Below are 13,274 nucleotides of genomic sequence, written 5' to 3' on the forward strand. Positions count from 1 at the left end.
AGAATCGGCACATGACAACACAATTTGTGATCGTGGGAGGCGGCATCGGCGGTTTGGCCAGCGCGGTGGCGCTGGGTCTGCGCAAACATTCGGTGCAAGTGCTGGAACAAGCCAGTGCATTTGGCGAGGTGGGGGCTGGGGTGCAATTGGGCCCCAATGTCACACGGGTACTGCAGGCATGGGGGTTGGGGCAGGCACTGGATGCGGTGGCTTGCCGCCCGGAGCGCTTGGTGGTGCGCAATGCCTTATCGGGTGCCGAACTGGCCAGCTTGCCACTGGGGAGCAGTGCAGAGAAGCGCTACGGCGCACCCTACGTGACCATCGCCCGCCCGGACTTGCACAGCATGCTGCTGGCCAAGGCCTTCGAATTGACGCAGCCGCGTTTGCAAACCAAGTTCGAGTCCATCGTGCACCACCGCGTGGACGGTGTGGAGTACCAACTGCAAGACGATGCCACCTTGCACCACGCCGATGTGCTGGTGGGGGCAGACGGGGTGTGGAGCCGCGTGCGCCAGCACTTGTTGCCGCACCTGCTGCCCCAGCCCACTGGGCACTTGGCCTACCGTGCCATGGTGCCGCAACGCGATTTGCCAGCGGCACTGCGCAGCCAAGTGGTCACTGCGTGGATGGGGCCTGCCTTCCACGTGGTGCAGTACCCCGTGCGCGGTGGCGATTGGCTCAATGTGGTGGCCATTGTTCATGGCCATTTGGAAGGCGATTTGCAAACATGGGATCACCAAGCCAATGCGTCCGAACTGCGCGCCCGTTTGGCCCAGACGCAAGCCCCGTTGCTCGATTTGTTGCATGCCATAGACCATTGGCGTTTGTGGCCTTTGTACGCCACCCCACCCATGGCGGGTGCAGCCCACCAGGCACAAGGGCGGCTTGCATTGCTGGGCGATGCCGCCCACCCCATGCGGCCCTATTTGGCCCAAGGCGCAGGCATGGCCATTGAAGACGCCCAGCAGCTAGCTGCCTCGTGGCAACTGCATGCCTTGCAGCCGACCTTGGCCCTGCAGCACTACGCCCGTGCACGCTGGCAGCGCAACGCCATGGTGCAGGCCAAGGCCGAGCGCAATGGGCGCATATTCCATTTGCGTGGCCCACTGCGCTGGGCACGCGACTGGGCTTTGCGCACTGCTGGTCAGCAGCTCATGGATCAGCCGTGGCTCTACGGCTACCGCAGTCCGGTTTAACGCAGGTTCAGGCGGCGCTATGCGCAGCATAGGTGGCTGGTGTGGTAGCACTGCGTTTGCGAAAGTGCCGCTGAAAATGGGCTTGATCGGCAAAGCCCAAATCGAGAGCCACTTGGCTCAATTCCATGCCACTTTTGAGCAGTTGCTGCGCCGTTTGGATGCGCAAGTCCAACTGGTAGGCATGGGGTGGCAAGCCATAGGTGTGCTTGAATTGCCGTATCAGTTGGTAGCCCGATAGGCCGCAGTGCTGCGACAAGTCTTGTAAACGGATGGCCTCGGTGGCGTGGGCATGAATCCAGTCACGTGCTTGGCGCAAGGCTGCTGGCACGGGTTGTGGAGCAGGCGCCGTGGGATGCATGTGCTCTGCGGCCCATTGCAGCAACTCTTCATCGGTTTGCAAAGCCAATGCGGCACTCGACATGCGCTGCATGATGCGGTGCAAACGCTGGAAGCTGCGTCGATCATGGATGCAATGCTGGCTGAAAAGCAGCTCGTCCACAGTGGGCGCGGCCATTTGCTGGGCCAGCCAATCGCTTTGCACGTAGAGCATGCGGTAAGCCCATGCGCTGCCGGGTATGGGGTTGCAGGCATGGGGCACATGCGGTTCGATCATGATGGACATGCCCGGCTGGAGTGCGGTGTGCATTCCCCGCACTTGGCATACCGCGCTGCCGCCATCTATCAGGCCGAAAGAAAACTCTGCATGGCTGTGCAACTGGTAGCAGTCGCTCACTGCAGTACTCACACGCAGTTCCAGATGGGGGCAGTGTGGATAACGGAAAAAAGCGTGCTGGCCAGTGGGCATGGTGTACTTTGGTTCAAGTCAGTAGAGGCCACAGGGTTGTCAACAACATGAGCGCCAAGATGCGGTTGGCCAATCGTTGGCGTGCTGCAGACTGTAAATGCGATTGCGCCAGTGAGCCAAGTCCTGCCCAAACGCCGATGCCGAGGCTGCAACACAGGCAAGAAATGGCACTGAATGCGATCACGCTATCGAAGCCCCCATGCTGGGTGTACAGGCTCACCCCACTGAGGGCATAGAGCCATGCCTTGGGATTGATGCATTGGCTCACTGCGCCTATTTGCACCGCGCGCCAATGCCCTTGAATGGGCCTTGCATCCTCTGCAGCGGGCGAGCGTGTTTGCACAGGACTGTGGGCAACCCGCCAAGCCAAATACACCAGATACGCTGCAGCCATGAGTTGCAGGCACAGCAACCATGGCCCAGCGAGTGCCCATAGCTGCAGCCCATAGGCCAATAGCACCACGATAGCCGTATAACCCAAGCTAGCCCCAGTGACCAACAGCAAACCACTGGGCAATCCGTAGCGCAGCGATTGGCCGAGCGCCAAAATATTCACCGGCCCTGGGGTAATGGCACCGACTAAGGCGAAAACGGCCATGGACAGGTGGGGCTGATAAGGCAGGTAGGCTGTATCCATAAAAAAACTCCGTCTCTTGCAGCAAGAGGCGGAGTTTGTCGAACAAGGCTGGCCTTGTATTGAACGAAATTGCGCGGCGCTTTAGTCCAGCTTGCCCAGCAGCAGGTACTCCATGAGCGCTTTTTGCACGTGCATGCGGTTCTCGGCTTCGTCCCAGACCACTGATTGCGGGCCGTCGATCACCTCGGCTTGCACTTCCTCGCCGCGGTGGGCGGGCAGGCAGTGCATGAACAGCGCGTTGGGCGCTGCCACGGCCATCATCTCTTCGGTCACGCACCACTTTTCAAAGGCTTGGCGGCGCACTTCGTTCTCGGCCTCAAAGCCCATGCTGGTCCACACGTCGGTGGTGACCAAATCCGCACCACGGCAAGCATCCATCGGGTTGCTATAAGTTTGATAGCTGCTCGAGCTTATTCCATGCGCTGTAGCGGCTATTTTGGCATCTAACTCGTAACCACTGGGTGTGGACACGTGCAGTTTGAATCCCAGCAAGGCAGCCGCTTGCAGCCAAGTGTTGGCCATGTTGTTGCCATCGCCCACCCACGCCACCGTTTTGCCTTGGATGGGGCCGCGGTGCTCGATGTAGGTGAAGATGTCGGCCAGTATCTGGCAGGGGTGGAACTCGTTGGTCAGGCCGTTGATGACCGGCACGCGGCTGTGCGCGGCAAAGCGCTCCAGCTTGGTTTGCTCAAAGGTGCGGATCATCACGATGTCGGTCATGCGGCTGATGACGCGCGCGCTGTCCTCAATCGGTTCGGAGCGACCCAGCTGGCTGTCGCCCGTGGTCAGGTGCACCACGCTGCCACCCAGTTGGTACATGCCCGCCTCAAAGCTCACGCGGGTGCGGGTGGAGGCCTTCTCGAAAATCATGGCCAGCGTGCGGTCTACCAGCGGCTGGTGTTTTTCAAAGCGCTTGAACTTGGCTTTGATAAACGCCGTGCGCGCGAGCAGGTAGGCGTATTCGTCGGCCGTGAAATCGGTGAATTGCAGGTAGTGGCGCACCGGTGGCGCTCCTTGGGGCAGGGTAGAGGGAATGCCTTGCTTGAAGCTCATGCGTTTTCCTTCAAAAAGGTCTGGATCAGCGGCACCACGATGGACACCAGTTCATCGGCTTGGGCCACAGTCAGGATCAGCGGAGGCACCAAACGCACCACGCTGTCGGCGGTCACGCTCAGCAGCAAGCCAGCGTCTGCTGCACGTTGCATCAGGGCACCGCAGGGTTTGTTCAGCTCAATGCCCAACATCAGGCCTTGGCCACGGATTTCCTTCACCGCGCCGCTGGCCAGTTCGGCAGCCAAGCCTTTGGCCAGGCTGTCGCGCAGGTGCTGGCCCACGGTGGCTGCATTGGCCAGCAGGCCTTCTTGCTCCATGATGCGGATGGTTTCTACGCCAGCGCGCATGGCCAGTGGGTTGCCACCAAAGGTGGAGCCGTGGTTGCCAGGGCCGAAAATGTGCGCGGCCTTGGGGCCAGCTACCACCGCACCCACGGGCACGCCAGAGCCCAAGCCCTTGGCCAAGGGCATCACGTCAGGCTTGATGCCGGCCCACTGGTGGGCAAACCACTTGCCGGTGCGGCCCATACCGCATTGCACTTCGTCGATCATCATCAGCCAGTCGCGCTCGTCGCACAGAGCGCGCAGTTGGCGCAGATAGTCCAACTGCATGGGGTTGACACCGCCTTCGCCCTGAATGGCTTCAAAGAACACAGCCACCACATGGGGGTTGTTGGCGGTAGCGGCCTTGATGGCCTCGATGTCGTTGATTGGCACGCGGATAAAGCCTTCCACCAAGGGGCCAAAACCGGCTTGCACCTTGGGGTTGCCCGTGGCGCTCAGTGTGGCGATGGAGCGACCATGGAAGGCCTTCTCGTACACCACGATCTGCGGGTTGCTAATGCCCTTGTCGTGGCCAAACTTGCGTGCCAGTTTGAGTGCCGCTTCATTGGCTTCTAGCCCGGTGGAGCAGAAGAAGGCGTTCTCCATGCCACTGCGTTCGACCAGCAGCTTGGCCAGCTCCTCTTGCAAGGGGATGTGGTAGTAGTTGGAGGTGTGGATGAGCTTGCTCACCTGATCTTGCAAACCAGCCACCAGCACGGGGTGGTTGTGCCCCACGGTATTGACTGCCACCCCTGCCAAGGCGTCCAGGTATCGTCGGCCTGCTGTGTCCCACACGTAGCAGCCTTGGCCATGGCTCATGGCGATAGGCAGACGTCCGTATGTGGTCATCACATGCGGGGACGATGGCGCAGCAGTGGCTGCAGCAGGCGAGGCAGACATGGTGTAACTCCTAGTCAGGTTGCAAAACAGAGCGGCCCAACGCGTGCAGTGCAGCTTGGGCCGTTGAAAGCTGATTTTAGGGCCATGTTGCGGGCTTACCCTAGGCATAAGCCCTTGGCTTGCTAGAATCGCGCAGCTTTTTCATCTCGCCCCATGGTCTCTGATACATCCAAAGAACTCTATATCCTGGGCTTGACGCAGCAAGGCAAGGCGTTTCGCCCCAGCGATTGGGCCGAGCGTTTGGCGGGCGTCATGAGCCAGTTCCGTCCGGGCGGTGCACAACGCGGTAGCCACTTGGGTTACTCCCCGTGGTGTACGCCCACGGCCATTGGCAACGTCAAGTGCGTCATCATCCACCGCGACTTGCGCGACTACGATGTGCGTGCTTGGGACTTTTGCGTCAACTTTGCCAAAGACAACCAATTGCAGATGTTTGACCACAAGCCCGAATTGCCACCTGCAGCAGCAGGTAGCAAGCGCAGCAGCGAATAAATCCGCTACCGATTTGCCCAACAAAAAGCCCCGCACTGCGGGGCTTTTTGTTGGGGGCGACGTCCCCCCGGATTTGAGTAGCAGGTGACTCTGGAGTCCAATCCCATGAGACAGGAGATTGGACGTGAAGAAGAGATTTACCGAAGAACAGATGATTGGCTTTCTGCGTGAAGCCTAAGCGGGCCTAGCCGCAGCAGAGTTGTGCCGCAGGCATGATTTCTCAGCGTCCAGTCTCGCACTTGGCGGCAATGTGGGCCATGGCTTCGGCCACTTGGTCTACCAAGATCAGGCACAACTCACCGGCCTGCAGCTTGTCCATGGCCATGTCGATGGCTTTGAACTCACCGTGCACCTCGTGGCGCTCTTTGGTACGGGGGGCGTTGGCCAAGCCTTCGCGCAGCAGGGCAATCACTTCGCCATTGTTGCGGCCACGCTGGCAGGCGTCTTCAAACAGCACCACTTCGTCAAAAGCGCGGCCCAAAATTTCGGTTTGCTGGCGAATGTCTTGGTCACGGCGATCCCCCGCACCGCTGATGACCACGCTGCGGCGGCTGGCAGGCAGCGCTTCGACAGCATGTACCAGCGCCGTCATGGCATCGGGGTTGTGGCCGTAGTCGGCAATCACGGTAGCGCCGCGGTAGTTGAACAGGTTAAAGCGCCCGGCAGCGTTGTGGCTGTCGCTGGAGAAGGTGGCGATGCCTTTGCAAATCGTGTCCCACGGCAGGCCCAAGCCCCACGCAGCGGCCACGCTGGCCATGGTGTTTTCCACTTGGAAGCCAATCGCGCCATTCATGGTGATGGGCACGTTGGCCAGTGGGTAGCGGTACTCGGCATCGGGTGTGGCCAGTACTACTTCGCCGCGCTCCACGTAGACCACGGTATGGCCGTGGGCGCGGTGGGTGGTCATGATGGGGTTGCCCGCATCGGCGGCAAAGAAAATGACCCGTCCCTTGGTTTTGCTGGCCATGGCCGCCACTATCGGATCGGCGGCGTTGAGCACCGCTGTGCCATGGGGGGCGACGTTTTGCACGATGACGCGCTTGAGCACCGCCAGTTCGTCCACGGTGGTGATGTAGTTCAGCCCCAAGTGGTCGCCTGCGCCGATGTTGGTGACTACGGCCACATCGCAGTGGTCAAAAGCCAAGCCTTCACGCAAGATGCCGCCGCGTGCGGTTTCCAGCACGGCAGCATCCACGTCGGGGTGGTAGAGCACGTTGCGGGCGCTGCGCGGGCCGCTGCAGTCGCCCGTGTCGATGCAATGGCCGTTGACGTACACGCCATCGGTGTTGGTCATGCCCACGCGCAACTGGTGCTGGGTCAAGATGTGCGAAATCAGGCGCACGGTGGTGGTTTTGCCATTGGTGCCCGTTACCGCCACGATGGGAATGCGCCCATCTTGCCCGCGCTTGAACAGCGTGTTGACAATCGCTTCCCCCACAGGGCGGCCTTTGCCGTACGAGGGCGACAAGTGCATGCGCAAGCCCGGTGCGGCGTTCACTTCCACAATGCCGCCGCCTTGCTCTTCCAGTGGGCGCAGGATGGATTCGCACACCACGTCCACGCCGCAAATGTCCAGTCCAATCATTTGGGCCGCAGCCACGGCGCGGGCCGCTACATCGGGGTGCACGTCATCGGTCACATCGGTGGCCGAGCCGCCTGTGGACAGGTTGGCGTTGTGGCGCAGCAGCACGCGCTGGCCCTTGGGTGGGATGGAGTCGGGTTGCAGACCTTGGTTGCTCAAACAGGTCTTGGCAATGTCATCAAAGCGGATTTTGGTCAACGACGTTGCGTGGCCCGTGCCTCGGCGGGGGTCTTCGTTCACCTTGTCCACCAGTTGTTTGACGGTGTGGATGCCATCGCCCACCACGGCAGGCGGCTCGCGGCGGGCTGCGGCTACCAAACGGTCGCCCACCACCAGCAAACGGTAGTCGCTACCGGGCATGAAGCGCTCAACCAAGATGTTGTCGCGGTGCTCTTTGGCCGCGGCAAAGGCTTTGTAGAGTTGTTCTTGGCTGGTGATGTTGACTGTCACGCCTTTGCCTTGGTTGCCGTCTTGCGGCTTGACCACCACGGGAAGGCCAATTTCCTGGGCGGCTTTCCAAGCGTCCTCGGCATCCACCACTTCGCGGCCTTCGGGCACGGGTACACCAGCGGCTGCCAGCAAGCGTTTGGAGAGTTGTTTGTCTTGTGCAATGGCCTCGGCAATCGCGCTGGTGGCGTCGATCTCGGCGGCTTGGATGCGGCGCTGCTTGCTGCCCCAGCCCAAGCGCACCATGCTGCCCTCGGTCATGCGGCTGTAGGGAATGCCGCGCACCACGGCGGCATCCACGATGGAGCCTGTGCTGGGGCCTAAGCGCACGTCTTCGTCGAGCTCACGCAGGTCGGCCAACACGGTGTTCAGGTCATAGGTGCCGTCATTGAGGGCGGCTTGGCACAGTTTTTGTGCTTCCTCAAAGGCTTTGCGGCCTACTTCTTCTTCGCTGTACTCCACCACCACTTGGTACACGCCTTCATCGAGCGTGGGGGCGGTGCAGGTAAAGGTGACGGGGCAACCCGATTGGGCTTGCAAGTCCAGCGCAACTTGGGCCAGCACGCGGGCCAGCGACATGCGTTCTTCGTGGCCCACCGGGTGCAGTGCGCTGAGCTGGGGAAAGAGTCGGCGCAGCCGGTCTTCAAAGCCAGTGAGGTAGCTGATGTCGCATTCAGCGGGCTGGCATTGCACGATCGCCTGGATGGCGGTGTGGTGGGTCCAGAGGTTGGGGCCGCGCAAGGCGCGTACACGGGAGATTTCCATGGTGCTTTTCGCTCTCAGGGGACAGGCTAAATTCAGTAAGGTGTTTTCTTGGGGCTGGACTCGAAAGTGCGCAAACCCGCACCAATGAGCTGCACTGGGATGTGCAAGGCCCACGCCGCAGCCGAGGCGGCCATGACCAGCTCGGGCTGCGCGGCTTTGGCGGGCTTGAGGTGGGCCAGTGCCACCAACTCGGTCTCTTGCTCGCCAGCGGCCAAGACGATGGTGCCGCTGCGCACAAAGACCACGCGGCCTTGGGCCTTGCGGTGCTCTACCAGCACGGGGTGGTTTTCGTCCAGCGCGTAGAAAATGACTTCGCCATCGCACAGTTCGGCCATTTCCACCACTTGCGGGTCGGCGGCATTGAGCACGGCGCAGCCATCGGGCAGCACCACATCCACTTGCGTGCGTACCACCTTGTAGGCTTGCTCGGCGTCCAAAATGTCAAAGTGGTTCAGTTCAGGGGTGTGGCTCACGTCGGTGATGACGCCCACGGCGCAGCGGTCGTAGGCCAAGCCATCGGCCAAGATCATGCGGCTGGGGTTTTCAAACACAGCGGCCTGCACTTGGCGGTTGATGAGCACGCGTTGGCTCGCCTCCCACTGGGTGCTGTCTTTGGCAGACACTTGGCGGCCGTCTAAGAACAAGCCTTCACTGCAAGCCAGACCCACATGCTTGCCGCTGATGTGCACCAGCCAAGCCGTCAGGCGGGCCAAGCGACCGGTATTGCGCGTGCCGGTAATGCCCACCACGGGGATGCGACCCGAGGCATCGTCGGCAAACAGGTGCTGGGCGATGGCTTCGCCCACGGGGCGTGCTTTGCCGTGCGCGGGCTTGAGGTGGAACAGCAAGCCGGGGCTGGCATTCACTTCGATGACCGCGCCGCGCTGGGCTTCCAGCGGTTTGGAGACGTCTTCCAGCACCATGTCGATGCCGGCAATGTCCAGACCCACCACGCGGGCGGCCATGGCTGCCACGCGGGCCACGCTGGGGTGTACATCGTCGGTCACGTCCCATGCCACATTGCCATTGCGCTGGATCAGCACACGCTGGTCTTTGGCGGGAATCGAGTCGGGCGTCAGGCCCACGCGCTGCAGCTCTAGCTGCACTTCGGGGCTTTGCGACGGGATGATGGGGCTCAGCGGCAGCTCTTCGGCTTCGCCACGGCGCGGGTCGGTGTTGATTTGCGCATCGACCAGTTGGGTCACGGTCTGGATGCCATCGCCCACAATCCAAGCGCTTTCGCCACGGGCGGCAGCCACCACTTGCTTGCCCACCACCAGCAGGCGGTGTTCGTTGCCGGGAATGAATTTTTCCACGATCACGCTGCCACCACTTTGCTCCTTGGCCACATGGTAGGCCGTGCGGATGGCCTCTTCGTTGCTCAAGTCCAGCGACACGCCACGGCCATGGTTGCCATCCAGGGGCTTGAGCGCCACAGGCAGGCCAATGTCTTGGGCGGCTTCCCACGCTGCGTCGGGGCTGCGCACCAAGGTGCCTTCGGGAACGGGTACGCCGCAGGCCTTGAGCAGGCTTTTGGTCATGTCTTTGTCACTGGCGATTTCTTCGGCAATGGCGCTGGTTTGGTCGGTTTCTGCTGTCCAAATGCGGCGTTGCGCATGGCCATAGCCCAGTTGCACCAGGTTGCCATCGGTCAGGCGGATGTGGGGAATACCCCGGTCGGTCGCGGCATTGACGATGCTGGAGGTGCTGGGGCCCAAGCACAGGGAGTCCACCAAATCGTGCAGTTTGGCCACACTGGCGTTCAGGTCATATGCGGTGTCGTTGATGGCGGCTTCCAGCAGCAAACGGCCTGCTTCCAAGGTTTGGCGGCCCAAATCTTCTTGGCGGCAGCGGAAGGCAACCTTGTACACCCCGCGTTGGGACGTACTGCGTGCTTTGCCAAAACCGGCCTGAGAACCGGCCAAGTTCTGCAGCTCAATGCAGACATGCTCCAAAATATGGGCTGCCCAAGTGCCCTGTTGCAAGCGCTGCAGAAAGCCGCCACGCACGCCGGGGCTGCATTTATGCTCAATCAAACCGGGCAGCCAAGTGGTCAGGCGTTCGTAAAAGCCGGGTAGGGTGTTGGATGGGTAGTCTTCGAGGACGCCGATATCGACCCAGGCTTCGATGACCGAGCGGTAAGTCCAGATATTGGGGCCGCGCAGGTAATTAACGCGCAGGATCTCGATGTGTTTGGCAGCTGTCATGGAATGGGCTTGGGAATGTTGGTACACCGAATGCATTGCTGGTGCGTTGTGTATTTTCGCTTAGATAGAACAAATCAATGACAACTCAATCTCATGCTGTAACGGTACGTGGCGTCGATAGTGCTTTAGCCAGTGCTCCAGCCAGTGCAGAAATTTGGCATCAGGCATTGGCTCACACGCTACGCCCTGATGAGAACGTATTAGCCACGCTGGACGTTGACTTGGATGAACGCCTGCAGTACCGAAACGGTATTTTGGCCCTGACCAACCAGCGCCTGTTGGCGGTGCAAGCAGACCCGGCGCAAGCGCTGGCATGGCAGTCTTGGCCGCTAGAGGCCAGCACGCGCTTGCAACACCATGACCATGCGGGTGTGGGCCATATCGAGCTGGTGAACGACACCCAGCGCCTGGCCGTATGGCGCTTTACCTTAGGGCAAAACCTGCAGGCCCTGCGTTTGCTGGGCCAGTTTGAGGCGCTGCAACACCACCACAGTGGCCAAGAACTGCCCGCGAGCAACGCCAGTAGCTGCCCCAGCTGCAAAGCCCCCCTGGAACCAGACCAAGAAGAATGCCCGGTGTGTACCAAAGTTGTGCACACCCCGCCCAGCACGTGGACGCTGTTGCGCCTGTGGCGCTTTGCCAAGCCTTACAAAGGCCAATTGATCTTGGGCTTTGTGCTGCTGCTGTTGGGCACGGCGGCCAGCCAAGTGCCACCGTACCTGACGGTGCCACTGGTGGATGAAGTGCTGATTCCTTACCAAAATGGCCAGCCCATCCCCATTGGCACGGTAGCCCTGTATTTGGCCGGTCTGCTGGGGGCGGGGGTGTTGGCTTGGGGTTTGTCTTGGGGCAAGACCTATGTGCTGGCACTGGTGTCTGAGCGCATTGCGGCCGATTTGCGCACCACCACCTACGAGCATTTGCTGCGCCTGTCGCTGGAATATTTTGGTGGCAAACGCACGGGCGATTTGCTTTCGCGCGTGGGCAGCGAAAGCGACCGTATTGCCGTCTATTTGTCGCTGCACCTGACCGACTTTGCCAGCGATGTGGTGATGATTGTCATGACGGCGGTCATTTTGTTCAGCATGAACCCGTGGCTGGCACTCATCACGCTGGTGCCGCTGCCCTTTATTGGCTGGATGATCCACTTCGTGCGCTTTCGCCTGCGCACTGGCTTTGAAAAAATCGACCGCGTATGGGGTGAGGTGACCAATGTGCTGGCCGACACCATTCCCGGCATCCGCGTGGTCAAGGCTTTTGCCCAAGAAACCCGCGAAGCCAACCGTTTTCGTGAGGCCAACCGCCACAACCTGCTGGTGAACGACCGCATCAACAGAATCTGGTCGCTGTTCTCTCCCACTGTCTCCCTGCTGACCGAGATTGGCCTGTTGGTGGTGTGGGGCTTTGGCATTTGGCAAATCGCCCACGGCATGATCACGGTGGGGATGCTGCTGGCGGCCATTGCTTACATCAGCCGCTTTTATGGCCGTTTGGACTCCATGAGCCGCATCGTATCGGTGACGCAAAAGTCGGCCTCGGCGGCCAAGCGCATCTTTGACATTCTGGACCACGTGTCCAGCGTGCCCGAGCCTGCCAACCCCGTGCCATTGCAGCAGGTACGGGGGGATATTGAAGTGCGTGAACTGGGTTTCCGCTATGGCAACCGCGAGGTGAACAAAGGCATTAACCTGTCCATCCAAGCGGGTGAAATGATCGGGCTGGTGGGGCATAGTGGCTCGGGCAAGAGTACGCTGGTCAACCTGATGTGCCGCTTCTACGACGTGAGCGAGGGCGCGATTTTGGTCGATGGCGTGGACATTCGCCAGTACGCGCTGGCCGATTACCGCCGCCACATCGGCCTGGTGCTGCAAGAGCCGTTTCTCTTTTTCGGCACCATTGCTGACAACATTGCCTACGGCAAGCCCGATGCCACGCGTGAGGAGATCATTGCCGCAGCGCGGGCGGCGCACGCGCACGAGTTCATCTTGCGCCTGCCACAGGGCTATGACTCCATGGTGGGGGAGCGTGGGCAGGGCTTATCGGGTGGGGAGCGCCAGCGCATTTCCATCGCCCGGGCGCTGCTCATCAACCCGCGCATTTTGATTTTGGACGAAGCCACTGCCTCGGTGGATTCGGAGACCGAAAAAGAAATCCAAAAGGCCTTGGACAACTTGGTGCAAGGCCGCACCACCATCGCCATAGCCCACCGCCTCTCTACCTTGCAGCGCGCCAACCGCTTGGTGGTGCTGGACAAAGGCCGCGTGGTGGAAGAGGGCCCGCACGATGCGCTGATGGCTGCCCAAGGCGCTTACTACAACCTCTACCAAGCCCAAGCGCGCCAGCAGGCCGAAGACGCGCAGCGCGTGGGCTCTGGGAGCGAAGCATGATGAGTACTGTGATCCCCACTTTGAACCTGTACCGCACTCCTTTTGGCAAGCTGGCATTGACCGATGCCAGCGGCACCGTGCACGAAGGCGTGCAGCCCGTACGGGCTTTTCCCGTCAAGGCGCCCGAGCACGGCATTTCGCTGCTCAATGCCGATGGCAAGGAAGTGGCTTGGATTGACGCGCTGGCTGCAGTCCCAGAGCCTGCCCAAACCTTGTTGCGCGAGGAGCTGGTACAGCGCGAGTTCATGCCGGTCATCGAGCGCATAGACAGTGTGAGCAGCTATGCCACCCCGTCCACGTGGACGGTGCAAACCGATCGCGGAATGACCAGTTTTGTGCTCAAAGGCGAGGAGGACATTCGCCGCTTGGGGCACCACAATGCGTTGCTGATTGCCGATGCCCACGGCATCCAGTATTTGGTGCGCGACCAGTTTGCACTCGACGCCCACAGCAAGCGCATACTGGATCGTTTTTTCTAAT

Annotated in this window: 10 protein-coding genes; 4 read left to right on the plus strand and 6 right to left on the minus strand. The window is 60.8% G+C overall.

Annotated features, from left to right (window positions below):
- Positions 1–11 precede the first annotated feature (11 nt).
- Positions 12–1,196, plus strand: a complete 1,185-nt coding sequence (locus tag KIK84_RS00655; RefSeq protein WP_214121056.1) for an FAD-dependent monooxygenase — start codon at positions 12–14, stop codon at positions 1,194–1,196.
- A 7-nt stretch (positions 1,197–1,203) separates the two neighbouring features.
- On the opposite strand, the gene KIK84_RS00660 is transcribed toward KIK84_RS00655, so the two are convergent.
- From KIK84_RS00660 to KIK84_RS00675, 4 genes are all read right to left on the minus strand, one after another.
- A complete protein-coding gene (locus tag KIK84_RS00660) occupies positions 1,204–2,001 on the minus strand; it encodes an AraC family transcriptional regulator (protein ID WP_214121057.1) in 798 nt (265 codons plus the stop codon).
- Positions 2,002–2,014: 13 nt separating this feature from the next.
- Positions 2,015–2,638, minus strand: a complete 624-nt coding sequence (locus KIK84_RS00665; protein WP_214121058.1) for a LysE family translocator — start codon at positions 2,636–2,638, stop codon at positions 2,015–2,017.
- Between the two features lie 81 nt (positions 2,639–2,719).
- Positions 2,720–3,691, minus strand: coding sequence for an ornithine carbamoyltransferase (argF, locus tag KIK84_RS00670; protein ID WP_214121059.1), 972 nt, complete (start codon positions 3,689–3,691; stop codon positions 2,720–2,722).
- Entirely contained in the window at positions 3,688–4,914 is a 1,227-nt protein-coding gene (locus KIK84_RS00675; protein ID WP_214121060.1) for an aspartate aminotransferase family protein, read from the minus strand. Before KIK84_RS00675 ends, argF begins: the two co-directional genes overlap by 4 nt.
- A 153-nt stretch (positions 4,915–5,067) precedes the next feature.
- On the opposite strand from KIK84_RS00675, the gene KIK84_RS00680 reads away from it, so the two are divergent.
- Entirely contained in the window at positions 5,068–5,406 is a 339-nt protein-coding gene (locus tag KIK84_RS00680; RefSeq protein ID WP_214121061.1) for a DUF3579 domain-containing protein, read from the plus strand.
- Between the two features lie 220 nt (positions 5,407–5,626).
- Here the strand turns inward: KIK84_RS00680 and cphA are convergent, their stop codons facing one another.
- Positions 5,627–8,200, minus strand: coding sequence for a cyanophycin synthetase (gene cphA, locus KIK84_RS00685; RefSeq protein WP_214121062.1), 2,574 nt, complete (start codon positions 8,198–8,200; stop codon positions 5,627–5,629).
- 32 nt (positions 8,201–8,232) lie between these two features.
- Positions 8,233–10,407, minus strand: coding sequence for a cyanophycin synthetase (locus KIK84_RS00690; RefSeq protein WP_214121063.1), 2,175 nt, complete (start codon positions 10,405–10,407; stop codon positions 8,233–8,235).
- Positions 10,408–10,484: 77 nt separating this feature from the next.
- Between KIK84_RS00690 and KIK84_RS00695 the strand changes: the two genes are divergently transcribed.
- The gene (locus KIK84_RS00695) at positions 10,485–12,794 is read left to right on the plus strand and encodes a cyanophycin metabolism-associated ABC transporter (RefSeq protein WP_214121064.1); all 2,310 of its coding nucleotides are present in this window, start codon (positions 10,485–10,487) and stop codon (positions 12,792–12,794) included.
- Entirely contained in the window at positions 12,794–13,273 is a 480-nt protein-coding gene (locus KIK84_RS00700; RefSeq protein WP_502757528.1) for a cyanophycin metabolism-associated DUF1854 family protein, read from the plus strand. Before KIK84_RS00695 ends, KIK84_RS00700 begins: the two co-directional genes overlap by 1 nt.
- The last annotated feature ends 1 nt before the right edge of the window (position 13,274 follow it).

It is taken from the genome of Curvibacter sp. CHRR-16 (assembly GCF_018474005.1).
Lineage (GTDB): Bacteria > Pseudomonadota > Gammaproteobacteria > Burkholderiales > Burkholderiaceae_C > Allorhodoferax.

Coding starts and splice junctions, on each gene's coding strand:
- KIK84_RS00655 (WP_214121056.1), top strand. CDS start 12: ATGACAACACAATTTGTGATCGTGGGAGGCGGCATCGGCGGTTTGGCC.
- KIK84_RS00660 (WP_214121057.1), bottom strand. CDS start 2,001: ATGCCCACTGGCCAGCACGCTTTTTTCCGTTATCCACACTGCCCCCAT.
- KIK84_RS00665 (WP_214121058.1), bottom strand. CDS start 2,638: ATGGATACAGCCTACCTGCCTTATCAGCCCCACCTGTCCATGGCCGTT.
- argF (WP_214121059.1), bottom strand. CDS start 3,691: ATGAGCTTCAAGCAAGGCATTCCCTCTACCCTGCCCCAAGGAGCGCCA.
- KIK84_RS00675 (WP_214121060.1), bottom strand. CDS start 4,914: ATGTCTGCCTCGCCTGCTGCAGCCACTGCTGCGCCATCGTCCCCGCAT.
- KIK84_RS00680 (WP_214121061.1), top strand. CDS start 5,068: ATGGTCTCTGATACATCCAAAGAACTCTATATCCTGGGCTTGACGCAG.
- cphA (WP_214121062.1), bottom strand. CDS start 8,200: ATGGAAATCTCCCGTGTACGCGCCTTGCGCGGCCCCAACCTCTGGACC.
- KIK84_RS00690 (WP_214121063.1), bottom strand. CDS start 10,407: ATGACAGCTGCCAAACACATCGAGATCCTGCGCGTTAATTACCTGCGC.
- KIK84_RS00695 (WP_214121064.1), top strand. CDS start 10,485: ATGACAACTCAATCTCATGCTGTAACGGTACGTGGCGTCGATAGTGCT.
- KIK84_RS00700 (WP_502757528.1), top strand. CDS start 12,794: ATGAGTACTGTGATCCCCACTTTGAACCTGTACCGCACTCCTTTTGGC.